General features: G+C 48.4%; 29 protein-coding genes and 1 tRNA gene. 16 read left to right on the top strand and 14 right to left on the bottom strand.

Annotated features, from left to right (window positions below; all coding sequences use genetic code 11):
* Positions 1–157: 157 nt before the first annotated feature.
* Complete coding sequence (locus MTBMA_RS05000) at positions 158–595, top strand: DUF371 domain-containing protein (RefSeq protein ID WP_013295838.1); 438 nt, start codon at positions 158–160, stop codon at positions 593–595.
* An 83-nt stretch (positions 596–678) separates the two neighbouring features.
* On the opposite strand, the gene MTBMA_RS04995 is transcribed toward MTBMA_RS05000, so the two are convergent.
* A tRNA-Leu gene (locus MTBMA_RS04995) sits at positions 679–762 on the bottom strand.
* A 162-nt stretch (positions 763–924) separates the two neighbouring features.
* Here MTBMA_RS04995 and MTBMA_RS04990 point away from each other — a divergent pair.
* The 4 genes from MTBMA_RS04990 to galU all read left to right on the top strand — a co-directional run bounded on the left by MTBMA_RS04990 (position 925) and on the right by galU (position 3,115).
* Positions 925–1,233: a DUF167 domain-containing protein gene (locus MTBMA_RS04990; RefSeq protein ID WP_013295837.1), complete on the top strand. Its 309-nt coding sequence runs from the start codon at positions 925–927 to the stop codon at positions 1,231–1,233.
* 110 nt (positions 1,234–1,343) lie between these two features.
* A complete protein-coding gene (locus tag MTBMA_RS04985) occupies positions 1,344–1,583 on the top strand; it encodes a hypothetical protein (RefSeq protein ID WP_013295836.1) in 240 nt (79 codons plus the stop codon).
* Positions 1,584–1,593: 10 nt separating this feature from the next.
* Positions 1,594–2,217, top strand: coding sequence for a hypothetical protein (locus tag MTBMA_RS04980; RefSeq protein ID WP_013295835.1), 624 nt, complete (start codon positions 1,594–1,596; stop codon positions 2,215–2,217).
* Positions 2,218–2,260: 43 nt separating this feature from the next.
* Positions 2,261–3,115, top strand: coding sequence for a UTP--glucose-1-phosphate uridylyltransferase GalU (gene galU, locus MTBMA_RS04975; protein ID WP_013295834.1), 855 nt, complete (start codon positions 2,261–2,263; stop codon positions 3,113–3,115).
* Between the two features lie 118 nt (positions 3,116–3,233).
* Here galU and MTBMA_RS04970 read toward each other — a convergent pair whose 3' ends face one another.
* The 4 genes from MTBMA_RS04970 to galE all read right to left on the bottom strand — a co-directional run bounded on the left by MTBMA_RS04970 (position 3,234) and on the right by galE (position 7,436).
* Positions 3,234–4,496, bottom strand: coding sequence for a CPBP family glutamic-type intramembrane protease (locus MTBMA_RS04970; RefSeq protein WP_013295833.1), 1,263 nt, complete (start codon positions 4,494–4,496; stop codon positions 3,234–3,236).
* A gap of 8 nt (positions 4,497–4,504) precedes the next feature.
* Positions 4,505–4,780: a hypothetical protein gene (locus MTBMA_RS04965; protein ID WP_048901202.1), complete on the bottom strand. Its 276-nt coding sequence runs from the start codon at positions 4,778–4,780 to the stop codon at positions 4,505–4,507.
* Between the two features lie 65 nt (positions 4,781–4,845).
* A complete protein-coding gene (locus MTBMA_RS04960) occupies positions 4,846–6,441 on the bottom strand; it encodes a hypothetical protein (RefSeq protein ID WP_013295831.1) in 1,596 nt (531 codons plus the stop codon).
* Between the two features lie 23 nt (positions 6,442–6,464).
* Positions 6,465–7,436, bottom strand: a complete 972-nt coding sequence (galE, locus tag MTBMA_RS04955; protein WP_013295830.1) for a UDP-glucose 4-epimerase GalE — start codon at positions 7,434–7,436, stop codon at positions 6,465–6,467.
* 255 nt (positions 7,437–7,691) lie between these two features.
* On the opposite strand from galE, the gene MTBMA_RS04950 reads away from it, so the two are divergent.
* Together MTBMA_RS04950 and MTBMA_RS04945 are read left to right on the top strand one after the other, a co-directional pair.
* The gene (locus MTBMA_RS04950; protein WP_013295829.1) at positions 7,692–8,111 is read left to right on the top strand and encodes an EamA family transporter; all 420 of its coding nucleotides are present in this window, start codon (positions 7,692–7,694) and stop codon (positions 8,109–8,111) included.
* A 73-nt stretch (positions 8,112–8,184) separates the two neighbouring features.
* On the top strand, positions 8,185–8,646 hold the full coding sequence (locus tag MTBMA_RS04945; RefSeq protein ID WP_013295828.1) for a GyrI-like domain-containing protein: 462 nt from the start codon (positions 8,185–8,187) through the stop codon (positions 8,644–8,646).
* A gap of 54 nt (positions 8,647–8,700) precedes the next feature.
* Here the strand turns inward: MTBMA_RS04945 and MTBMA_RS04940 are convergent, their stop codons facing one another.
* A complete protein-coding gene (locus tag MTBMA_RS04940; protein ID WP_238523423.1) occupies positions 8,701–9,177 on the bottom strand; it encodes a CARDB domain-containing protein in 477 nt (158 codons plus the stop codon).
* Between the two features lie 107 nt (positions 9,178–9,284).
* Between MTBMA_RS04940 and MTBMA_RS04935 the strand changes: the two genes are divergently transcribed.
* The 5 genes from MTBMA_RS04935 (at position 9,285) to MTBMA_RS04920 (ending at position 11,269) form a co-directional block, all read left to right on the top strand.
* Positions 9,285–9,551, top strand: a complete 267-nt coding sequence (locus MTBMA_RS04935) for a GerW family sporulation protein (RefSeq protein ID WP_013295826.1) — start codon at positions 9,285–9,287, stop codon at positions 9,549–9,551.
* The gene (locus MTBMA_RS09280) at positions 9,548–9,673 is read left to right on the top strand and encodes a hypothetical protein (protein WP_013295825.1); all 126 of its coding nucleotides are present in this window, start codon (positions 9,548–9,550) and stop codon (positions 9,671–9,673) included. Before MTBMA_RS04935 ends, MTBMA_RS09280 begins: the two co-directional genes overlap by 4 nt.
* Positions 9,674–9,872: 199 nt before the next feature.
* Positions 9,873–10,250 (top strand): DUF2953 domain-containing protein, encoded by a 378-nt coding sequence (locus tag MTBMA_RS04930; protein WP_160323123.1) that lies wholly within the window; start codon positions 9,873–9,875, stop codon positions 10,248–10,250.
* Between the two features lie 13 nt (positions 10,251–10,263).
* A complete protein-coding gene (locus MTBMA_RS08885; RefSeq protein ID WP_013295823.1) occupies positions 10,264–10,482 on the top strand; it encodes a hypothetical protein in 219 nt (72 codons plus the stop codon).
* Positions 10,483–10,546: 64 nt separating this feature from the next.
* Positions 10,547–11,269 (top strand): CPBP family intramembrane glutamic endopeptidase, encoded by a 723-nt coding sequence (locus tag MTBMA_RS04920; protein WP_238523344.1) that lies wholly within the window; start codon positions 10,547–10,549, stop codon positions 11,267–11,269.
* A gap of 18 nt (positions 11,270–11,287) precedes the next feature.
* Here MTBMA_RS04920 and MTBMA_RS04915 read toward each other — a convergent pair whose 3' ends face one another.
* The 4 genes from MTBMA_RS04915 to MTBMA_RS04900 all read right to left on the bottom strand — a co-directional run bounded on the left by MTBMA_RS04915 (position 11,288) and on the right by MTBMA_RS04900 (position 15,879).
* The gene (locus tag MTBMA_RS04915) at positions 11,288–12,148 is read right to left on the bottom strand and encodes a sulfurtransferase (RefSeq protein WP_013295821.1); all 861 of its coding nucleotides are present in this window, start codon (positions 12,146–12,148) and stop codon (positions 11,288–11,290) included.
* A 132-nt stretch (positions 12,149–12,280) separates the two neighbouring features.
* The gene (locus MTBMA_RS04910) at positions 12,281–12,667 is read right to left on the bottom strand and encodes a hypothetical protein (RefSeq protein ID WP_013295820.1); all 387 of its coding nucleotides are present in this window, start codon (positions 12,665–12,667) and stop codon (positions 12,281–12,283) included.
* A gap of 23 nt (positions 12,668–12,690) precedes the next feature.
* Positions 12,691–13,620 (bottom strand): magnesium transporter, encoded by a 930-nt coding sequence (locus MTBMA_RS04905; RefSeq protein WP_013295819.1) that lies wholly within the window; start codon positions 13,618–13,620, stop codon positions 12,691–12,693.
* A 9-nt stretch (positions 13,621–13,629) separates the two neighbouring features.
* A complete protein-coding gene (locus tag MTBMA_RS04900) occupies positions 13,630–15,879 on the bottom strand; it encodes a sensor histidine kinase (RefSeq protein WP_013295818.1) in 2,250 nt (749 codons plus the stop codon).
* Positions 15,880–15,929: 50 nt separating this feature from the next.
* Here MTBMA_RS04900 and MTBMA_RS04895 point away from each other — a divergent pair, with 50 nt between their 5' ends.
* Positions 15,930–16,397, top strand: a complete 468-nt coding sequence (locus tag MTBMA_RS04895; protein WP_238523343.1) for a methylated-DNA--[protein]-cysteine S-methyltransferase — start codon at positions 15,930–15,932, stop codon at positions 16,395–16,397.
* 8 nt (positions 16,398–16,405) lie between these two features.
* On the opposite strand, the gene MTBMA_RS04890 is transcribed toward MTBMA_RS04895, so the two are convergent.
* Positions 16,406–16,762 carry a zinc ribbon domain-containing protein gene (locus MTBMA_RS04890; protein WP_013295816.1) on the bottom strand — a complete coding sequence of 119 codons (357 nt, stop codon included), beginning with the start codon at positions 16,760–16,762 and terminating at the stop codon, positions 16,406–16,408.
* A 302-nt stretch (positions 16,763–17,064) separates the two neighbouring features.
* On the opposite strand from MTBMA_RS04890, the gene MTBMA_RS04885 reads away from it, so the two are divergent.
* The 3 genes from MTBMA_RS04885 to MTBMA_RS04875 all read left to right on the top strand — a co-directional run bounded on the left by MTBMA_RS04885 (position 17,065) and on the right by MTBMA_RS04875 (position 20,308).
* A complete protein-coding gene (locus MTBMA_RS04885) occupies positions 17,065–17,637 on the top strand; it encodes a hypothetical protein (protein WP_013295815.1) in 573 nt (190 codons plus the stop codon).
* 238 nt (positions 17,638–17,875) lie between these two features.
* Positions 17,876–19,204 carry an ATP-binding protein gene (locus MTBMA_RS04880; RefSeq protein ID WP_013295814.1) on the top strand — a complete coding sequence of 443 codons (1,329 nt, stop codon included), beginning with the start codon at positions 17,876–17,878 and terminating at the stop codon, positions 19,202–19,204.
* An 81-nt stretch (positions 19,205–19,285) separates the two neighbouring features.
* Positions 19,286–20,308, top strand: a complete 1,023-nt coding sequence (locus MTBMA_RS04875; RefSeq protein WP_013295813.1) for an adenylosuccinate synthetase — start codon at positions 19,286–19,288, stop codon at positions 20,306–20,308.
* Positions 20,309–20,630: 322 nt separating this feature from the next.
* Here the strand turns inward: MTBMA_RS04875 and thiD are convergent, their stop codons facing one another.
* From thiD to MTBMA_RS04860, 3 genes are read right to left on the bottom strand one after another with little or no spacing between them, the layout of a single operon-like run.
* Positions 20,631–21,410: a bifunctional hydroxymethylpyrimidine kinase/phosphomethylpyrimidine kinase gene (gene thiD, locus MTBMA_RS04870; RefSeq protein WP_048901200.1), complete on the bottom strand. Its 780-nt coding sequence runs from the start codon at positions 21,408–21,410 to the stop codon at positions 20,631–20,633.
* 8 nt (positions 21,411–21,418) lie between these two features.
* On the bottom strand, positions 21,419–22,090 hold the full coding sequence (gene cofC, locus MTBMA_RS04865; RefSeq protein WP_013295811.1) for a 2-phospho-L-lactate guanylyltransferase: 672 nt from the start codon (positions 22,088–22,090) through the stop codon (positions 21,419–21,421).
* Entirely contained in the window at positions 22,087–22,788 is a 702-nt protein-coding gene (locus MTBMA_RS04860) for a hypothetical protein (RefSeq protein WP_013295810.1), read from the bottom strand. The genes cofC and MTBMA_RS04860 overlap by 4 nt, the downstream gene beginning before the upstream one ends.
* Between the last annotated feature and the right edge of the window lie 9 nt (positions 22,789–22,797).

Below are 22,797 nucleotides of genomic sequence, written 5' to 3'. Positions count from 1 at the left end.
CGTATCCGGCTCTAAGGGACCCGGTATGGCACGCTGCCCTTAAAATTATTGTTGGGCTTGTAGCCCTATGGGGAGGTACCAAGGCAGAGTAGTAATTTTGCCATCCGAACTTTTTTTGAGGGGCCCTGCAGGGACCTCAAGATCACATGGTGGTTGCATGGCTGAGGTCAGGTACACTCTGAGGGCGAGGGGTCACCCCAACGTTACCGCAAAGCACAGAACAACATTTGAGGTCACAGCTGACCCTGAAATAGGTAAAACCGCAGACTGTATAATAGGTGTTTCATCATCTGATTCTGTTTCAACAATTCCTGATGAAGTGAGATCTGCCATAGCAAGGGAATCATCACGTGTGAGGGTCCTGCTGCGCACTGAAAATGGCTTTGATGAAATAAGTGGTTACGGGCACCCTGACCTCACCCTGGATCACCCAACAGATATCGTATGCCGTAAGAGCAGTTATATATGTGGCAGAACACTCATGGTGGGGGCTGATAAGGCGGCCTGCGACCTTGACAGAAAGCTTGTGAAGGATCTGATGGATGGCAGGGAACTCACGGTTGATATAATAGTTGAATATGAGGATTCTGATTAGTTCCGATTGTTTTTAACAATTGCCAGTTTTCCATGAAATTGCAGTTCAGATGGAATTTTAAAGTGCTAATCATGAAATAGGAGTGCAGGGGACGGGATTCGAACCCGCGAAGGGACTCCCCCACTAGGCCCTCAACCTAGCGCCTTTGACCGCTCGACCACCCCTGCATGGGAAAAATTAGTGCTTAACGGGGAGTGGAACAAAGTATCTACGTTTTACTATTTAAAGTTTGCGGTCTGATGGGGAAAAGAGAGCCGATCATTCTTTAAGGTGCAGTGAAAAGAAATCCTTTATGAATGTAGCTTCAGAATCAATGGAGGTGATTATCTTTGTCCTGTCTTAGGGAGGCGGGTGATGATCTCCTGGTGGATATTGAGGTGTCCCCTGCTTCAGGTGGCTTCGAAGTCAGATCCTACAATGAGTGGAGGAAAAGAATTGAGATTAAGGTCAGGGCACCCCCAGAGAAGGGCAAGGCCAACAGGGAGATAATAGAGGAGTTTTCAGCTGCCTTTAACACGAACGCTGACATAGTATCGGGTCATAAAAGTAGGCATAAAACATTGAAGATCTATGGGATGGATGCTGAGACATTCAGAACTCTTCTGGAAGAGAAATTTGGGGTTATAATTCCCGGGTGAGTAGGTGTATATGGAATAAATTGAACCATAGTTTCAGTTGAGTGAAGATATTAACTGTACAGAAAACTTTATTAGTCCTCGTTAACAGAAAGGATGAATGGAGGTTAGAAATGATTTCCACGGTCACAACGACAACAACCACCACCGTAACCACCGCGGATGTAATGACATACAGTATAATAGCAGTGATTGCACTCATAGGATTTCTGGCTCTAAAGGAGATTCTAAGCTCGGATGAAACGGGAAACGAGACAATAAAGGCAATGGTATCTGGATCCAACGTGGCGATTCTGCCACTGCTCATAGTATTTGCAGCGATCGTAATATACAGGGTTCTAACAATAGTCTAAGGGGGTTAAAATGAACAGAAACGCTTTAATACTGATAATTGTGGTTATTCTTGTCATAGTGGGCGCAGCAGCCCTTATGATGGGAAAACAGACCATAACACCCCCTGCAGCAGGCAACACACTCCTTGCACTGGAAAACCATGCAACTGACCATCAGGTACATGCAGTGGCAGTAGCGGAGAATATATCAAAGGCTGACGGATCACTTACAAACATCTACATTGACTCATGGACCCAGCCAGGCGGTAACGTCACTGTGGATCTATCAAGGGAACTTGGCTACAACGGCTCATTACCTGCCGGAACAACATTCACCTTAAAGATGTGGCTTGATCCACACGGAAACAAAACAGGAAACGCAACCCTCAACATGACGGTCCATGGAGGCACAGAGGACAAGATAGCTGATGAAACAAAGGCTTATCTTCTCACCGCTTCACACGTATTTTATCCACTATCCACGATAACATCAAACCAGGTCAACGTCACACAGGATCCCGCAAAGGGTGCTGAGTTCCTCAAGGGTATAAGGTCAGTGTATGTTGAGATTCTCATCACAGTAAACGCAGATGGGACTGTTACAATAACACAGCTAGCGCCTCCGGTTCTATGTACACTTGCAGCAGGTGGTTAAAAAAACTTTTTTTCTTTTTTTTATTAAATAGGGAGGTTTTTTCATGAAGGCAGTTATACCAGCAGCTGGTCTTGGGACCCGTTTTCTTCCCGCAACCAAGGCACAGCCCAAGGAGATGTTACCGGTATTTGATAAACCAACAATCCAGTACGTTGTGGAGGAGGCTGTGGCTTCAGGCATAGACGACATACTCATAATAACAGGTAAGGGTAAGAGGTCAATCGAGGACCACTTTGACAGGTCATTTGAACTTGAGTATTTCCTGAGGAAGAACAACAAGAAGGAGTACCTTGACGAGGTTGAGGCCATCTCTGACCTTGCAGACATATACTTTGTGAGACAGAAGGAGCAGAAGGGGCTGGGGGATGCCATATACTGTGCAAGAAAACACATAGATGGTGAGGAAGCATTTGCGGTTCTCCTGGGTGATACGATAACGTCATCTGATGTCCCGTGCACCCGTCAGCTCATGGATATATATGAAAGGTACGGTGCCTCTGCCATTGCAGTTGAGGAGGTCCCAAGGGATAAGGTTGAACGGTACGGTATCATTGATGGAAGGGAGGTCAGTGAGGGCATCTACAGCATAGATGATATGGTCGAAAAACCCCCTATCAGTGAGGCTCCATCGAATCTTGCCATAATGGGAAGGTACGTACTTGAGAGTGAAATATTTGATCACATAGAGAACGTTCCCCCGGGATTCGGGGGTGAGATCCAGCTGACCGATGCCATGAGGGAACTTAAAACAGTTTATGGCTGTGTTTTCAGGGGTAAAACCTATGATATAGGTAACAGGGTGGACTGGCTTAAAACGTCCCTTGAATTTGCCATGAGGGATGATGAGATAAGACCGGAACTGGTTGATTACATGAGGGGTCTCATCTCCAGGTACTGAGTTTACATTTTTTTGAGGTCTTTCTACATAGAAAGGCATTACGAGGAAGAGTATGGAGTTGGATATCCCGTGGGATACAGTTATACCCGCGATGCTCGTATGGGAACTGGATATCCCTTCATAAGAAAGGCATTACGAGGAAGAGTATGGAGTTGGATATCCCGTGGGATACAGTTATACCCGCGATACTCCTTGTTCTCTGGAATACAAGACCATAGACTATTGCAACGCTGAAGACGAATATAAGGTCGTAACCGGATTTCCAGCCCACGTGAAGTGCTGTAAATAGTAGTGATGCATAGAGAAGTCCCGGAAATTTTCCCATAACATCTTCGGCGTTTCTCTGAACGATTCCCCTGAAGAGGAGTTCTTCAGCAAGCCCTGTCCCTATGAGCATAACAGTAAAGCCCAGAATAAAATTCTGAACTGAGAGATGGGGGATGAGGGCCTCTGGCCTGAGTATCTGGTATTCAATGTACCCCATGGGGAAACCTGTAAGTGCAGCTGCAACCTGCCACCGTAATTTCCTCAGGTTCAGCCCTGCATCGTCCCTTGTGAGGTTCTGGGTTCTCATGAGGGCTGCTGATGCCGCAAAAAGCGGAACCGCTATTATTATGTACCAGTAGAGGTGCTTTACAACTGTGAGGGGCATTGAAAGTCCCACGATCCTTATGATGGGAAGCATCATCATGGCGGCAAGGAGAACCTTCATCTTTTTCTTTGAGAGTGATGAGTGAATAAATAGGGCAAAGAGAAGCACTGTGTGAATCACAAGCCCCAGTTTCATGCTTATAAAGGTTGTTGTGTACTCTGCAATAACGAGGATGGAAAGGTATAGGAGGAGCACCGAGGTGTTGTACCTGAGGAACTCATCACTGAGCTGATCCTCCAGCTCCTTCATCTTTGCATATGCAACAAGTACCTTGACCTTCTCCTGGTTCCTTAGACAGATCTCATTATAACGTTTATATGCATCAATCGCCTCATCATGCTTCCCGAGCCTTTCAAGAACCCTTGCACTGTGTAAAACAGCCTCTGATTCATTTTTGAGATCGTTTACCCTTCTGAAACCTGACGCTGCAAGGTTGTAGAACCATCCTGCCCGCTTCAGCTTACCCTTCCTCTCATAAATCTTGCCCATGCAGAATGATACATCCGCCTCACGCGGGTCGTGTTCCTCCCTGTAGAGTTCAAGGGCGTTCCTGTAACTCTCAAGGGCGAGATCAGTCTTCTGAAGTTTATGGTATTCTCTCCCCATTTTGAAGAGTGTGTCAGCGGTTTTTTTTACGTCTCCTGCTTCTGCGTACTTTTCGGCCCTTAGATTAAGGTACCTGATCCTGTCAATGTAATCCTCTGGTCTGAGAATCCTTCGCCTCTCCAAGTTACCACCTAATTCTTCATGACCATCCTCTGAAATAGTTCCCCATCAACGTGAAGGTCCAGCTGCCCAGCTGATGGAAGGGAAGCCTTTTCGAACTTCTTAACGTCCTGCAGCATGCTCATCTCGAGTATGGCCTCCATTGACCTCACACCATGCCTGTACTCTGGGATCCTGAGGAATGCATTCAGCACCCCATCATCGATCCTGAGGCGGCCATCCCCATCAAAGAGGTGTGGGGTCTTCCTCTCAAACATGGACCTTAAGAGTATTGCCCTCCTCAGCATAAAAAATTTGTCTCGCCTGTGCTGTGGATCGGGACCGATGATATTCACATAGCCCCGTAGCCTGCTTATGAAGTCCCTAACCTTGGCTTCCCTGAGAATTTCAGGGTCCTGTGACTCGAACTCCTGGAATGTGCTGCTTGTACCACCTGCAAATACAAGTATGGATTTACCCAGGGGTGCATGCTGTCCCCCTCCCTGAACTCCCCGTCCTGCATGGGCGCCAGGAAGTACCTGATCCATCCAAGCCTTTTACCCATCATGGGTGAGTCGAATTCGTCAAAGAATGCCTGGGGAACCATACCCTCAAGTACCACATCCCTTATCTGATGAAAGGCGTCTATGAGGTCATCCTCATCCCTGAACTGGGATATGTTGAAGTTCAGGGGTTTTATTCTCTCAGGGTCCACACTTGCAGCCAGCTGGCTCACAGCGAATGACTTGCCGGCCCCTGGCGGACCAAAAACCCCAATGCAGAGGGGTCTTTCAGGGTTCTCATTTTTCATGTATTCCATCAGCAGATTCCTTATGCTCTGATAGCCCTCAATTTCCCTACGGTCCGCTGTTATGAGTTTACCAAAGTGTGCAACAGGAAGTGGACATTTTCTTCTCCTGTAACCGTTTATCACAATGTACCTTGACACGGCCTCTATATCGAATAGTGGTGGTGAGTCAGCTATTGTCCAGAAACCCTTGGGGCGGAGGGGTATGTCAACGGCCCCAATATTCTCACCCCCTGAATGGAATATGTCACTTACAGGGTAGTCGGGTTCCTCGGAAAACCCGATTGAAAGGAGTTCAGAGGCAGCAGCCATCCCCCTCCTTACTGAGTCATCAATTTCAAGGCCCCTGCTCAGCGATGCTGTGAGTCCTGCCGTGAATGCGCAGCCGCACCCCTGCATTTTACCAGGGGCCCTCTCGATGAGGTTTCCCTCGAATATCTGTGGGTGGTAGAATAACCTGGCATCATCCCCATCATGGTATATGGCGCCCTCCAGGCCCACGCGAACGATCATTCTGAGATCCTGGATGTCCTTAAGTGTCGGGTTGTTTCTCATCTGCCACATGAAGTCCTCTGCTGTTCTCTCCCAGGAGAGCCTCCTGCTTATATTGGCACCGTACTCCCTGAGGTCCTCCATGGTTATTATGAGGAGAAGGTTTTCACGCTGCCTTTCCAGGAGGTGCTCCCAGAGGCTGCCGCTGAATAGGGGTGATGACATCTTGAGTACCGTGGTGGGGTCACCATCAATTATGGCTGAGGGCCATCTCTCCTTCATTTCCCTGAAACCATTCCCTGCATCATCTATAACGACAATATCTGCGTCCTGGTCCCTGAATTTGAATGGCATCGATGGGAGACCCTCATCTGGTCCTGTGTAGCCCATGAACCTCTTCACGTGATAACCGTCACCTGAGGGTTTTAACTCTGCAAATGAATGTATGAACTCGGAGGGGTCTGTTTTCTCAGGTCGGCACGACAGTGAGGGGTGGTTGACATCCGCAAGGTTTTTAAGCATCCTTGCTGTGAGCAGGGCGCCTCCCTCCAGCGCCCGTCTCTTGAATCCAAGGTGGGTTTTCCAGTTGAACATTGATCCCTCAGAGTCCTGTCTCACAGGCCACTGGATCCAGTCAACCGTTATATCCCCGGTTACGGTAATTTTCATCTCCATCACCATTTTAAGAGAGTTCAATCATTTTTTGCGGTTCTATGCCAGTTCCATGCGGTTTTAATGATCTCCTCCAGTTCAGTGAAAACAGGGCTCCACCTGAGGATTTCACGTGCCCTTTCTGAACTTCCAACAAGTTCAGGTGGGTCTCCTGGCCTTCTTTGATCCTCCACGACCCTTATACTGGCCCCTGTAACCTCTCTGCAGGTTTCTATGACCTCCATCACAGAGAATCCGTTCCCGTTTCCCAGGTTGAACACCCCACTTCTTTCACCCTCAAGGTATTCAAGGGCCCTCCAGTGGGCGTCTGCAAGGTCCATAACGTGTATGTAGTCCCTTATGCATGTCCCATCAGGAGTGGGGTAGTCTGTACCGAAGATCCTCACAGAGTCCCTCAGGCCCATTGCAGCGTCCAGTACTATGGGTATGAGGTGGGTTTCTGGCTCGTGAAGTTCCCCGATCTCTACTTCAGGGTCAGCCCCCGCTGCGTTGAAGTAGCGGAGTGACACATAGCTGAGGTCATATGCATCACTGTAGTCCCTCAGTATCTCCTCAACCATGAGTTTGGACCTCCCGTACGGGCTTATGGGGTTGAGTGGGTGTTCCTCGGTTATTGGAATTTCTGATGGGTTGCCGTAGACGGCACATGTTGAGGAGAATACGAACCTCCCGACCCCATTCTTCAGCATGGAATCAAGGAGGTTCATGGTGTTCACCACGTTGTTCCTGTAGTAGTCCCCTGGTTTCTGCACTGATTCCCCGACATCTGTGAAAGCCGCGAAGTGCATAACTGCCTCAACATCGTATTCTGTGAGGATCCTGTTAAGAAGTCTCCTGTCACCAAGGTCACCCTCAATGAGTTCACCCCATTTTACATGTTCCCTGTGCCCCTTTGTGAGGTTATCCAGGATGAGGGTTTCATACCCCCTCTCTGAGAGGAACTTGTTGACATGTGAACCGATATAACCTGCTCCGCCAACGATGAGTATCATCTATAACACCACACACTAAGCTATCTCTCTATCTGTCTGGAAGGCAGATAAACATTGATGCTCTTACCTACCTGAAGATTTTTTTATCGGAAATCCCATAGTTATGATACGTATCCAAGAGGTGATGTCTTGAACTACCTTGTTTTCGCGCTCCTTGCAGCGTTAATCCCATATATCATTTGAGGTGATGTCTTGAACTACCTTGTTTTCGCGCTCCTTGCAGCGTTAATCCCATATATCATTTGAGGTGATGTCTTGAACTACCTTGTTTTCGCGCTCCTTGCAGCGTTGATGTTTGGTCTGGCCCCAGTTTTCAGCAAAATAGGACTTGAAGGCGTTAACCCTGGGATCGCCCTTACAATAAGAACTTCTGTCATAACCATGGTCATGCTCGTATGGGTCATGTTAAGCGGTGGACTGGATGCTCTCTCAGATGTGGATCCGAGGGGATGGTTCTTCCTGGCACTGGATGGTATATCAGCAGCCCTTCTGGGGCAGCTATTCTATTATTATGCGCTAAAATCAGGGGAGGCTTCAATAGTTGTACCTGTGGTTGCGGCCTTCCCGGTGTTCACACTGATAGTTGCGGCATTTCTTCTGGGTGAGAGGGTAACGGTGGCAAAGGCCATCGGGTTGCTCATGGTGGTTGGGGGTGTGGTGCTTATCAGGATCTGAAGGGGAGTAACAAATTAGATAAACCTTTATCATTGATATATAGACATAATATAACTTTAGGGGGAGGTCTTTCATGGAGATAACTGAGAAGATGGTTGAGGGGGTTCGTGTTGCCTATATGGACTGCAGGGGTAGCTATGGCCGTATACCCCGGTACATTGCTGAAGTTGCAGAGTGGGTCATGGGGAACGGGCTGCAGATGACGGGACGTGTATACGGGACCTACTACAACAGTCCAGAGGATGTCAGTGAGGAGGACCTCGTCTATGAGATAGGTGTCTCCATTGCAGGTGAGGCGGAGCCCTCTGAAAAAATTAAGATAAAGGATTTACCTGCTCACAGGGTCCTTGCAACGCTTCATGAGGGACCATACAGTGAGGTTGGCCCTGCCATCCATGCTCTCATCGATCATGCCACTGAAAATGGCTATGAAATTGCAGGTCCCATAACCGAGGTCTACCTCAACAGTCCACTGGAGGTGGATGAATCTGAACTTCTCACGGAGGTTCAACTCCCCGTCAGAAGACCTGATTGATTCTTTCCTTTTAATTTTTTAGATGATACAAGTTATTTTCTTTCGTAAAATAAATTAGATCTGGAGGGGTATCTCCAGAGAATTGGAATTTAAACTGTGTTTTCCACTTAAATCAGTGTAGGTGACGCTGAAACCACCTATGAAGAATGGGTTCGATAGTGTGGCGTTTTCCCCGAAGTCCTCCTTAACCTCCTCCTCGGTCGGTATGTATATCTGGACCTGAAACTCCACCTCTTCACCCGCTTCTATGACATCAAAGGACCTTTCAAAGTCCTGAGACAATACCTTAACGTTTTTAGCCGGTCCTTTACCCTCATTTTTTATCTTACACGTCACTGTAATATTTGAGCCGGGCCTTGCAGTTTCAGGACCCCTCTGGGTTGCTACAATCCTGGCCGTGCCTGTGGTCTGATTTTTCCCGTTTAAATTTTTCACTTCCGTTTTATCGTTACCATCTGTTGCGGTGAGAATGTAGACTCCTGCTGATACTCCAGCAATGAGAATCACCGCAATTAAAATCACTGTTTTCATATCCACTTTACCGCCTCCAGATTGAATAAGTATGGATCCAACCATATAAGTGTTTTGATGCAAACTGTGATATGGTTGAACATACATATAGTTTAATGTGATTTAAAATGAAAATTGAGGAACCAATTAAAACAACCGTTGAGGAGCTCCGCAGTCTCCTGGACGTTAAGAACCTTGTGGGTGAGGCCATCGAGACGGAGGATAAGGTGCTGATACCCCTCATGAAGATGGGGGTTGGCTTTGGGGTTGGTATGGGTGAGGGGACCTCCTCAGAGTCTGAGGGAGGCTCTGGAAGCGGGGCAGGTGCGGCTGCAGGAGCCGAGCCCGTTGCGGTGATAGTCCTTCTCAGGGGAGTTAAAGGCCCGATGGTGTGAGGGTCATTGACCTCCGCGCCGGGAGCACGGGGAGGATAATACAGGAGCTTGGGTCCACTGTCACGGACATAATAAAGGAGATTGCAGATAAGGGTGAACCTGAAGGTGAGAGTGGAGACTGAATAGACAATGAATGGGCTCCTTCTGGTTCTGCCATTAATTTTTCTGGCGGTACTTCTCCTGGTTCTCCTTGCATTGCCCTACAGGCTTATTTTAAGCGGAGTAAGGGATGCCGGAAGAACTGAGTTAAGGATAAGTTTAATGCTCTGGGGGATGAAATTTTTAAGTAAAAGGTTTAAAAGCGAAATAAAGGAGGGAACCATGGTTGAAGCGAAGCCCAGGCCATTGAGAGAGGTTTTACTGTTGGGGTTAAAGGCCAGATGGTGTATAATGGATCTCATCGGTGCCCTGCTGTCATCCATCACCATAAGGAGGGCTAGGATAAGTGTTTCAGTGGGCCTTGGGGAGGCTTCAGATACCGCAATCATAACAGGATACTTATGGGCCATTTCAGCATTAACGTCATCTTTAAGGAATATTGAAATAAATGCGGCCCCTGATTTCTTCAGTGGGGATGTGAATGGAAACTTTGAACTTGAACTGAGTTTAAGACCCCTGAAACCTGTTCTGGTGTTTATCATGCTTCTTTTAAAGAGACCCTTCAGGGAATTTGTTCTGGGACTAAGGGAATTTTCATGAACCGGTGGGATTTATGAGGATTGTTGATTGCACATACACGGCTGAGGCCATGAATGTGGATGGGAGGGTTATTGTACCGGTTTTCAGGTTAAGGTTTATTTTAACTGGAAAAACTATAAATGCGGTATCAGTGGAACCTATAATGTGTGTCTTGATGGAAGGTGATTTAAGATACCCTGTTATTTTCATGGATGATTTCGTGTCTTCAGGAGGAGATTCTTGTGAGGAGTGAACGCCTATCGGAATTTTTTATATTGACGTTCCTGTTTTCGTGGATATTATGGATACCTGTTGCAATGATCTCTGCAGGTTTCACATTCCCTGAACCCATCCAGTCCTTTCTCAGGAGCCCCTACAACCCTGCGGCATTCGGGCCAACTCTTGCTGCTATTATACTGACCTACAGGTACGGGGGGAGGGATGAGCTTGTTGCATTCCTGAGAAGGGGGATTAAACGTGATTTCCCCAGGATATGGTGGGCCATAATTTTACTGCTTTTCCCGGTCATTACAGCTCTTGCACTCTATCTGGGAGTCCTCTGGGGCGATCCACAGCCCTTCCTCTACTGGAACTCAAATCCACTGCTGGTTCCTATTGTATTCCTCTACATCTTCTTCCTTGGAGGTCCACTGCAGGAGGAATTCGGCTGGAGGGGCTATGCCCTTCCACGGCTTCAGGAGAGGTATGCCCCCATCTACGCTGCCATAATGGTGGGGATAATCTGGGGCCTCTGGCACATACCGCTGTTCTTCATACAGGGCAGTATCCAGTCACAGGTGCCCTTCTGGAGCTTCATGATCCTCATAATATCTGCCTCGGTGATATACACATGGGTTTACAATTCAACCGGGAGCATACTGGCCGCCATGATAATCCATACAACAGGTAACCTCTCCTATTTCCTCTTCCCTGTCCAGTCAACGATCGCAGGGGGAGTGTTCCTCATGATACTCAATGTGTCTGCAGCTCTTGGAGTGCTCCTCTTTGCAGGATCCGAGCTTAAAACAGATTTCAGTTAAAAAAAAGAATTTGGGGGTTCAGTATGGGTTTGGACCCGTTACCGTTGGGTTGTCCTCTATCTGGGTCCACTCTGTGAATGATCCCTCATATATTTTCACATCGGGATATCCAAGGTACCATCTGAAGAGCAGGAACTCGTTGGTTGCCTCCCTTCCGGTTCCACAGCTGCATATGATTTTCTTATCGGGAGTTGCACCCACAGAGTCCAGGAGTTCCCTTATCTCGTCCTCTGGTTTAAGGAGGGTCTTATTTTCATCATCCATGAGGCTGGCCCATGGGAGATTAACAGCTCCAGGGATGTGCCCGGGTTTTATCCAGGGTCCCTGACCCTCATAGACTTCAGGGGGTCTTGCATCAAGTACCAGGACGTCATCATCATCCTTTATCCTCCTGAAGTCAGGGTACTCTATGTAGAAGTCTCCCTGCACTTTAACAGAAAATTCTGATTCTCTGACCTCAGGGAAGACCTTTGTAACCTCTCCCCCGGCGTTCTTCCACTCTGCAAGTCCCCCGTTCAGTACAAGGACCTCTTCATGTCCGAACCTTGCAAGACTGTATGCCACCATGGTCTGCTCAAGTCCATCACCCCAGCCCTTAAATCCGCCGGTGCCGGTGTATACAACTGTCGGTTTGTTCTCAACTCCAGCCTGCCGGAATATGGATTCTGCGGCATCCCATGGGATGTACATTGCAGGTGCAATACCCCTGGGCTCCCTGAAGAGGCCCTCGTTGAGGTATACCGCCCCGGGTATGTGTTCGAGTATGTAGTCGTGGATGTTGGGCTGGCAGTCGATTATGGCAACCTTTTCCAGGTTCTCCATGAGCCATTCAGGTGTCACCCACCTTACACGGCCATCTCCCCCACCATATGGTTCCATATAAATCACTCCTGACGTCTGATGTATTATTATGTTACATGGTGGATATACATTTTTTCCTTATAACTGTGAAAAAAGTAAGGAGATCTCGGCTAATGGGTGGATGGTTTTTCAATTATGATGGCCCGGGTTTCAGTCTCCGAACCTCTTCCTGTAGTAGATGAGACCTTCAGGTTCCCTCCCCCTTAACCTCCCGGTTAACCCCTGCTTTAGAAACTCATCCACAACACCCTCAAGGACCTCGAGTCTTTCCCTGGCATCATCAAGGAGCCCCTTGGTTATCTCTATCCTGTGCTTCAGGCGGTTGTTCTCATCCTCAAGTTCCTGAAGGTTCCTGAGCTTCAGGTCAAGCTTCATCACATGGAGCCTGTTAACCTCCTCCTGCAGCTCTGATTTCTCTGACCTCAGCTCATCAACGCGTCCCAGGCACTCGGCGAGCTTCAGTTCCAGTTCCCTGATTCTTCCATCCTTCTCCTTTATCTCACTCTCAAGTTCCCTGATTTTCTCCTCCAGTTCCATGAAAGGCCTCCATCTAAATCGCTCTATAGTAGTGATGATGCAACGGTCAGGTATATCAGTGTTGTTGTGAAGTCACTGAGTATGGTTGCAAGGGGGCCGGTTGCAACCGCCGGGTCAAACCCGAGCCTCCTGAATATGATTGGGGATGCGGTGGATATGAAGACAGCTGCAAGGACGCTGAAGAACATGGATATGAAGACGATTAAACCCAGTGATGGGTTCATCCTTGATAAACCCGCCATTAAACCTGCAAATGCAGACGAAAGGGTTCCTATCCCTGCAGCCACCATAACCTCCCTTTTTATATAGAGGAGGGGACTCATCGCCGGGTCCACGGCGATTTTACGTATTATGAGGGCCTCTGACTGGGTTCCAACAGCATCACTCATGTACACCATTATGGGTATGAATGATGCCAGTGCTATGAACTCTGATAGGAGATCCTCAAAGCTTCCTATGAGGGCTGCTGTGATGGTACCCCCTATGACCCCCACAATGAGCCATGGGACCCTTGACCTGACCATGTTCATCGCCCCGGGGTCCCGGTCGATGACCCTGTGGAATACTCCCCCGAAGTGGAGGATGTCCCGGTCGGCCTCCACCTTCAGTATCCTTATGATCTCATCATGGGTCACCACTCCCATGAATCTCCCTTCATGGTCAACCACAGGGATGGCCTTAATTCCATGTGAAAGTGCAAGGTAGGGTATATCGGAGGGGTCATCTTCAGGGTTTAAGGATATTATATTCCTCTGCATGAAGTCCCCCAGCCTCCCATCACTGGATAGCAGTTCTCTCATGGAGACAACACCTCTGAGTTTACCATCCTCAAGCACGTAGACGTAGTCTATGCTGTCATATTCCCCACTATTTTCCCTTATATGGCTCAGGACATCAGCGGGGCGCATCTCAGGGGTTGCTGATGGGATCCTATCTGTTACATGAAATTTCATGGGAATCACTCAGTACCTTTTTATGTATCCAAGCTCCCTGAACCTCAGGGTGACGGTTAAGCCCTTCTTTGCTTCAACTTTCATTTCAGCATCAAGCTGATTCGCAAGAGCATTTACAAGGTGCCATCCCATGCTACCTGCCTTTTCCAGCGCATCAGGTGACTCGACACCAACCCCATCATCTGAGACTACGAGTTCAAACATCCCATCAACCCCCTTTAATGCCACGGTGATGTTCTCTGCACCGGAGTGCTTCAGTGAATTGCTGACAAGCTCATTGACTATGAGTCCAATGGGGAGGCTCGTCTCAAGGTTGAATTCAATGTCATCTATATCTGTCCTGATCCTGAGAGAACCCTTCTCAACCTGCCCCTGGCTTATCTTTGAGATGAGATTCAGGAGGTAGTCACTTATCCTTATGGTTGTGAGGTCTGTTGATCTGTAGAGATGCTCATGGACAAGGGCAATTGATCTTATACGGTCACGGCTCTCCCTGAGGAGCCTTGAGAGTTCCTCTGATTCAAGCTTACGCTCCTGTATACTCAGGAGGCTTGATATTATCTGGAGGTTGTTCTTGACGCGGTGGTGTATCTCCCTGAGGAGCAGCTCCTTCTCCCTGAGGGACCTGATTGTATCTGTCTGGTCCTCCACTATGAGGATCAGTTCATCCCCGGCATGTGTGAGCTTGAGGTTCCCGTATATGACATCACCATCGGCTTTGATGAGGCGCCGGATCCCCTCGACATCCTCCCCTGAGTCTTCAGGGTGTATAAGTTCCCTGAGGTCTCTTCCCTCCAAATCATCCTTCCGGTAGCCCAGAACGGATTCCGTCCGGTTGTTACAGTCCCTTATGGTGAGGTCATCTTCCAGTGAGATTATCGGGCTCGGCGCCAGTTCGAATATCTCCCTGTATCTCTTCTCACTCATCTCAAGGGCCTTCCTGGTCCTCTCTACCTCCGTTATATCCTCCCCTGAGATTATACTCCCCATGAACTCCCCGTTTTCCCTGAGGAACCTGACGTGCCATGCGACGGTCTTCCTATTACCCTTACATGTTATTATGTTCCCTGTCAGATAGTAGCCGCCCTCACCGGAGCTGATCTTCTTTTTGTAGAGTCCCTCGCGCCAATTTCGATCCTCCGGGGGTACGAAGACCATGAACCAGTTTTTACCCTCAACGTCTCCACGCTTACATTCAAGGATTTCAAGTCCCCTGCTGTTTATGAGTTTCACGCGGCTATTCTCATCAAGCACCATTATGAGGGAACCCGCCACCTCAAGGTAGTTCTCGGCCCTTTCTCTTTCATTATCAACCTCATTGAGCAGGATGGTATTCTCCCTCATTGAGAGATGCTGTCTTACAACAAAGAGGACTATTATGATTCCAAGGGATAATAGAAGTTCAGGTGAATTTTTAGCATCCGTCTCAATTAGGCTGTAGGCTGTTAAAATGTAGAAGAGGACCAGGAATGCATAAGGTATATATGTAACAACTGAACTCTTTCTTGTGAGGTATGTGGGCATGTTCCAGTCCTCATTGAAGAATTCATTAACCGCAACAAGGAGGATAATGTAACTGAATGCCCAGAAGAGGTCCTGGAATGTGCCCTTAGCATAGATTCCGGTTATGGTCTGATAGGTGAATGAAATGTCTGCTGTGAGTAGCAGCGCTATGCTTGCAAGGAAGATGTAGATGGTTCTTGACCTGAAGTTGCCCATCTTGTTTATTATGAGATCCATTATCATGAAGAGTATAAGCAGGTCCCCCACTATGTAGAGGACAGCTACAAGTACATACATTGGATTTCCCCCTGCAAGTACCGTTGGCTTCACAAGGAAAACCCAGGCTGCTGATGCAGATGCCACAAGGATTATGAGGAGATCGATGAGTGATTTAACGTCGGAGTACCTTCTTACAGGTACAGTGAATATTCCCGCAGCGAATAGGGGGTAGTAGAGGAGGTAAAACACATCAGCAACTGAGGGAAAGGGGCTCTGTAGTAGTATGCTTTCAAGTATGAACCAGGTAAGGTCACCAACGAATGAAAAGAACTGTCCAGCGGATAAGAGTATCAGGGTAAGGTAGAGGTGAGGGTAGACCTTTTTTGCGTATATGCTGGCGTATAGAAGTCCCAGGAATGCGGCAAGGTTTGTTATGATATTTATAAGGGATACAAGGTCATTTTTGAAGCTTAAAAACTGGGATATGAATGAGAGGGTTATTACTGCTATGAGGAATATCTTGAGATTTCTGTCCATTGAACTCCCCTATATATACCTTAATATCTAGAACATTTAAGTGTATGTATATGCTGAGACATTCTCTGGCGTGTATCGGCCTTAAATGTGCAGGTGGTAGGGTTCAGCGTGTTTTCTTTATCAGAGGTAGGGATGTTGGTGTTAATGTATCCCCCACAGATTCTGGATGTGAGTCCATCTCCGGGGTACTTGATTCGCTGAACAGATTTCTTGATGGTGAGGATGTCCCCTTTGATCCAGCGGTACTTGATTTCAGGGTATGCACCGGCTATCAGAGGGGGGTTCTTCGGGTGGTCATGGGTATCCCCCGTGGGTCCACCATGACCTATGCTGAGGTTGCGGGGGCTGCTGGAGGGGGGCCCAGGAGCGTGGCGGGGGCACTCGCCAGGAACCCCTTTCCCCTTATCATCCCATGCCACCGTGTCATAAGAAGTGATGGAAAACCCGGGGGTTACCAGGGCGGTGTTGATCTTAAGGTGCGGCTTCTTGAAATGGAGGGGGCCCATTTTAAAATTTGAATTGCATTTTAGAACAGGAATATGATCATGAAAAAAAGGAACATCACCAGGGCGATGGTGAGGGATTGCCGTGCCCTCCTTGGCTTTTTACCGTACCATACAAGGAATCCTATTAGGCCGGCTGGTGGTGAGAATAGAAGTATAAATATGAACTCACTGGCTGTGAGACCACTCCTATAGCTGCAGGGGTCACTAAGGGCCCCTGATGCGGTGTAATTAACTGGTTTCATGCCACATTTTCCGGGGTAGGGGGCTTCTATTCCACGGCCCATGGAAGTTTTCTTTTTAATGCGTTTTCCACATTCTGAACAGAATTTGCGGTTTTCAGGGTTCTCTTTCCCGCAGTTTTCACATATGACTTTCATATCTCATTTTTTTGTTTCTGAGCTTGGGGGCACCGGGTTTCTTTCTGGCAATCCATATCCCCGGCACAGCCCCATTATATCATTTCAAATTCCGGTTAAAAATTCTTTACACCCTGGAATCACCTTCGTAATAGGTAAGTTTAACGCAGTTAATCCGTTTCCCTCATCTCAGCTTCCATGAGTAACCTGAACCACCAGAAAACTTATATATGATAATTATTTACTTTTTCACCTTTATTATGGGGGTTATGCAGCACACAGATGGGCAGGGGAGGTCCCATCAAAATTAAAGGAGGCTTTGGATGTTTCTGAGACTGGCTGAACTGGATAATGAGAAAAAGCAGGCAATCATGGAGAGGTACCTCAGGCATATAGAGGAGATATGGTTCCGTGATGAGTACATAACCGTCTTCAACACACTCTATGAGGCAGTATTCCTAGAAAAACTCCCTGAACTCATGGACCGTTTCGTAAGGGAGGCCATAGAGGAGAGGTACCATGAGCCGCACCGATCATTCATGTGGTGGATCTATGAAAAGAAAAGGGACTACCTGAGGGACTCGATCTCGGTTGATAAGGAGTACTTCATAGTCATCTCGAAGGCGTTCCAGGAACCGGGCTGGCTGGACGTGGACATGGTATTTGAATTCGTAGACCCCCTTGAAGCCGAATATGAGTTCACGGTGAATGTTATGGGGACGGTGGTTGATAAACTCACAGAATTCGCAGATAACACATTTGAGGACTTCATGGAAAAAATAGAGCCCGACATATATGTCCTCCACATGGAAGACGATATCCTACAGGAGATCTACCTCAACAGGGATATGATAAACATTGAACTGGACGATGAACTGAAATTCATATGTGTGTGAGCCAGATAGGACGGCCCAGTCAGCAATGGCTTTGAAATATGATGAACTGAAATTTACATGTGAGAACTTAAGAAACTCCTTTTTTGAGGCATTCCTCTTAGCGCAACACATAACTGCAGTGGTACAATCATAACCGCTCCTCATAATGTACGGTGGTAGATTCACTGATGGCCAAAGCTTAAGTTACCCAACCTATTATATTATCAGAGAGACAGATTCTTAGGTGAGGAGTGGTTGAATGGATTACTACCATGATAAAAAAATGCAGGAACTCTTTGAGCTGCTCAAACAGCCAAAGACACTGGATGAGATAGACCTCTCAGTTAACTTCATAAAAAACCTCCTTCTGAAGATCATAGCAACCTATGGTAGCATACAGGTTAACAGGATACATGAGATAACAGGTCTACATGTGGACATACTTGAGGAGTGCCTCAAGGAGATGGAGAAGGATGAACTCTGCGCCCCCACAGGTGGGGGCTTCCTCTTTCCCAGTGTAACCTACACCATCAAGAAACAGGGGAGGAAACAGGCAGATAAACTCCTCAGGGAGAACCCGTACATGGGGATGGCACCTGTAAGCTATGACCGCTACTTTGAAATCATGGGCAGGCAGCTTGAGGGAAGATTCCCGATAAGGATCCCCCAGGAGGTCATAGATAAGGCCTTCAGTGACGTGGTGGGAAATGAAAGCGCAAAGAAGACACTCATCGAGGGCGCGATAGGTGGTAAGGGATTATTCATCTACGGGCCACCTGGTACAGGTAAAACCTTCATAACAAGCAAGATGTCAGACCTTCTACCTCCACTGGTCATACCACGGTATGTGGAGTTCAGTGAACAGGTCATACAGTTCTATGACCCTGACTTCCATCGTGCATGCCCTGAACAGCCAGAGGACCCAAGGTGGGTTAAGATATACGCCCCCTTTGTCTTCACAGGGTCCGAACTTACAAGTGAGAAACTTGAAACCAGATTTGACCCCAACAAGGGTGTCTATGAGACATCCCCCATAATAAAGGCCAATGGTGGGGTGCTACTCATCGACGACCTTGGAAGGCAGAAGGAGGACCACAACGCCCTCCTGAACCGCCTCATCGTCCCACTGGAGAACAAGAAGGACATGATCTACGTTAAGGGGTCACCGATAATCGTCCACACACACTTCATACCCGCCTTCTCAACCAACCTTGACATAACAATAATGGACGAGGCCCACCTCAGGAGGGCGCCGCTGCATGTGCACCTTGAAAAACCCAGTGTGGATGAGATAGTGGAGGTCTTCAAGCGCAATCTTGAATCAATGGGGGAGGAATACGACCCTGAGGTCCTTGAAAGGTTTGCAAAGGTCTACAGGCCGATGACCGAGGGAGGCGAGGGCCTCCAGCCAACCTTTGCCCATGCAAGGGATATAGCCCAGATAGCCCAGGCCGTGAGGATAAGGAAGGGTGAGGACAGATTGACCCTTGAAACCATGGAGGAGGCCCTCCAGCAGCATGTCCTTATAGCACTCCAGAGGAGATTCACCCCCATGCTCTTTGAGAGGATAATAAGAAAGAAGGTATGAGTAACTCAGTGGCACTTTGGGAAAAACTTTTATTGCATACCCCTTAATATATGAGAGGCAGAAATTTTAAGGAGAATCAGTATGACGTGCACCGTTTTAGTTGGAGGAGGATGGGGTGACGAAGGTAAAGGTAAATGCATAACCTATCTATGTTACAATGACAGGCCATCAATAATAGCAAGGGCAGGGGTGGGACCCAACGCGGGCCATTCAGTTGAATTCAGGGGTGATAAGTACGGACTCCGCCTCACACCCTCAGGCTTCTTCCATGAGGATGCAAGGCTCCTCATAGGTGCCGGGGTTCTGGTTGACCCTGAGGTCTTCCTCCATGAAATGGAGTATCTCTCAAAGTACAGTGTAGCAGAGAGGACAGGTGTCGACTACAGGTGCGCCATAATAGAGAAGAAGCACAAGGAACAGGACCAGTCATCCAGTTACCTCTCCAAGAAGATAGGGAGCACGGGTACAGGATGCGGACCCGCCAACGCAGACCGCGTCATGAGGACAGCGAAACTTGCACGTGATGTGAGTGAACTGGAGGATTTCCTTACAGACGTCCCCATGGAGGTCAACGAGGCCCTGGATGAGGGGGAGGACGTCTTTGTGGAGGGATCCCAGGGATTCGGTCTTTCACTCTACTACGGCACATATCCCTATGTTACAAGCAAGGACACCACCGCAAGCACAGCTGCGGCTGATGTGGGTATTGGACCCACAAGGGTTGATGAGGTCATAGCGGTCTTCAAATCATACATCACAAGGGTTGGTGAGGGCCCCTTCCCTACCGAGATCAGCCAGGAGGAGGCAGAGGAGCTCGGTCTTGAGGAGTACGGGACGGTCACCGGCAGAAGAAGGAGGATTGGCCTGTTTGATATGGAGATGGCCAGGGAGTCCTGCATGATCAACGGTGCCACACAGATCGCTGTTACCTGTGTCGACAGACTCTACCCTCAATGTGAACGTGTCAGGGAGTACTCTGACCTCTCAGCCGAAGTGAAACGTTTCATAGAGGAAATAGAATCCGAAACCGGTGTTCCGGTCACCATAATATCCACGGGTCCATCCCTTGAGGATACCATTGACCTCAGGGATGAGCTGCTCTAATTATTTTTCTGGTTACCTTCAGGCCTTGCTCTGGTTTTCACCCAATCCTTCTCATCCAAGTTATCATGGCATGACTAGTTTAATTATTCTGGTTCATGGAACTGGAATAAATTAGTTTACTTTCAGGTAAATTACTTCTCAGTAAATAATTTTTTTGAGGGATGAATCAGTGCTTTGATGAAGAAGAAGGTGGAATTTTTCAGTTTTTCCATGAAAAAGAGTTTGTGATGGGTATCGAATGATATGCTGGGTTCTGCCTTCCTGCAGATAAACAGGCAGCCTCTGCAGCCTTATGTAACAGGAATAATATGAAACTTTTGAATCAGTCGTGCAGGTCTTCAGCACTAACCTGTTCACCGTACATCCAGAACTGGTTGAGGGTACCATGGTGCCCGTACCTTATGGCCTCCCTTACAAAGTCCCCAGCCTTTCTAAGGGCATCAGCCAGTTCAAGGCCCATCTCAAGGTATGCAGTGGTTGCAGCTGAAAATGAGCACCCGCTTCCATGGGTGTTCCTGCTCTCTACCAGTTCACCCTCAAGGACGGATACGTCACCGTCAATGCAGAGCACATTATTACCACCCAGGTGGCCCCCGGTTATTATCACATCGCAGATTTCACCCAGGACCCCTGCAGCCCTCACTGCGTCATCCACGGTTCTTATGGGGACCCCTGAAAGCCTTTCTGCCTCTGCAACATTTGGTGTTGCTATGAGTGCCTCAGGGAGCAGATGATCTCTAAGCGCATCAGAAAAACCACCTGCAGATAGGCTGCCTCCGGATGCCGCCACCATCACAGGGTCCACAACAACCTGTAAGTCATATTTCCTGATCTTCTCTGCAACTGTCAGCACTATCTCCTCACTGTAGAGCATACCTGTCTTGGCGTGCACTATATTCAGGTCCTCCATCACAAGGTCGATCTGCTCGGCAACAAATTCAGGGGGCACGGCCATTACACCCGAAACCCTCCTCACGTTCTGGGCAGTGAGTGCAGTTATAACCCCTGCACCGTAAACTCCAAGGGCAGAGAATGTCTTGATATCGGCGAGGATCCCTGCCCCACCTGATGGATCAAAACCAGCGATTGAAAGAGCCATCATGGTCTCACCTAGAATGATCTTGAAACCTCAAGCCTGTCAGAACCCCTTGAGGGCCTCACGATGAAACTGAGCTTTCTGAGGTACTCCCTTGCATGGGTCCCTTCTCCATGGAGTATTATCTCCCCGAGGTCCTCTGCTGTGTTAACGTCCAGTGAAAGGTAGAATGAGTCATACACTGAGACGCTGAGACCCCTACTCTCAGCTTCACTCACATGCTCAAAGAAGCTGCAGTCACCAAACCTCAGCCTCATGGACCCTGGCCTGAATATCAGGGTGTTGGTCCCGCCACCCTTGGCAGGGGCTATCACAACATCAAAGTGGGATGCCCTGTGGAGGAGTTCAGTGATATCGGTTTTCCCTATGAGGGGTATGTCTGAGGGTGTTATCATGACCCTCTCAAATTCGGGTATGCAGAACTCAGCAGCCTGTTCCAGGGCACCGTTGAGGTCCTTTCTACCCCTCTCCTCAAGTATATCGACTCCAAGGCTGTAGGCGTATTCAAGGACATCTGCATCTGCACTGATCACCAGCACACGGTCAACGTGTCTCCTGAGGGCCTCTGAAACATCCATCAGCATGGCCCTGAGCAGCCCCTCCCGTTCTGACGGTGAAAGTGTGGGGGATAGCCGTGTCTTTGCATGTGCAAACCTTGAAACAGGTATTATGGCGCAGGTCTTCATTGTCTTGCTCCGATCTGGTTCTTCAGGGCATCAAGTACTGAGAACAGTTTAAAGGGACTTTCTGTCTGGTTTAGGATTGGGCTGGTGATGTTCAGCTCTGAGAGCTGTTCCTCTGTGAGCCTGTACTCATCCATGAGCTCTGACCGCACCGCTGTGATGTTCTCCCTGAGCTGGTAGAACCTCATATCCCTCTTTTTAACCATGGCGTAAACCTCTCCACGGTATATGTTGAGTTCATCGCCCCTTGCAAGCACCCAGAGCTTGAGCTGTGTGTTGAACGCCTCAGCCGGATCTGAAGGGTTCGATGATGAGAGGACATCCACCATTAGTGCCGGGGCTTTACCGGCGGGTTTCAGTTTAACCCCCGGCACGGTCCTCTCCTCGGGTTCCACTGAGTATGCGGGAACATCCTCTGCAGAGCCGGGGCTCACATGGGTGTCTGTGGCAATTACAAGGTCACCCGAAGTGTTTGAGGCCAGCAGGGTGCCGCTGTCAACCCGTACAGGTTTATCCCCCGTGTTCCTTATTTCCACAGTATTCGGAACGTTACCGGCGCTCCCCTTCTGTATAACCTCTGCACTACCATCGCTGACGGCCGATGCAAGGTCTGGGCCTCCCAGTGTGATGTAGCCTATCCCTCCGCTCAGAAATGCGAAGATGAATATCAGGCTGATGACAAGAAGGATTCTTGCGTTCATCCAATCTCC

The organism is Methanothermobacter marburgensis str. Marburg, assembly GCF_000145295.1.
Lineage (GTDB): Archaea > Methanobacteriota > Methanobacteria > Methanobacteriales > Methanothermobacteraceae > Methanothermobacter > Methanothermobacter marburgensis.
The sequence above is the reverse complement of the archived record's forward strand: the minus strand, read 5'-3'. Positions and strand labels throughout refer to the sequence as shown.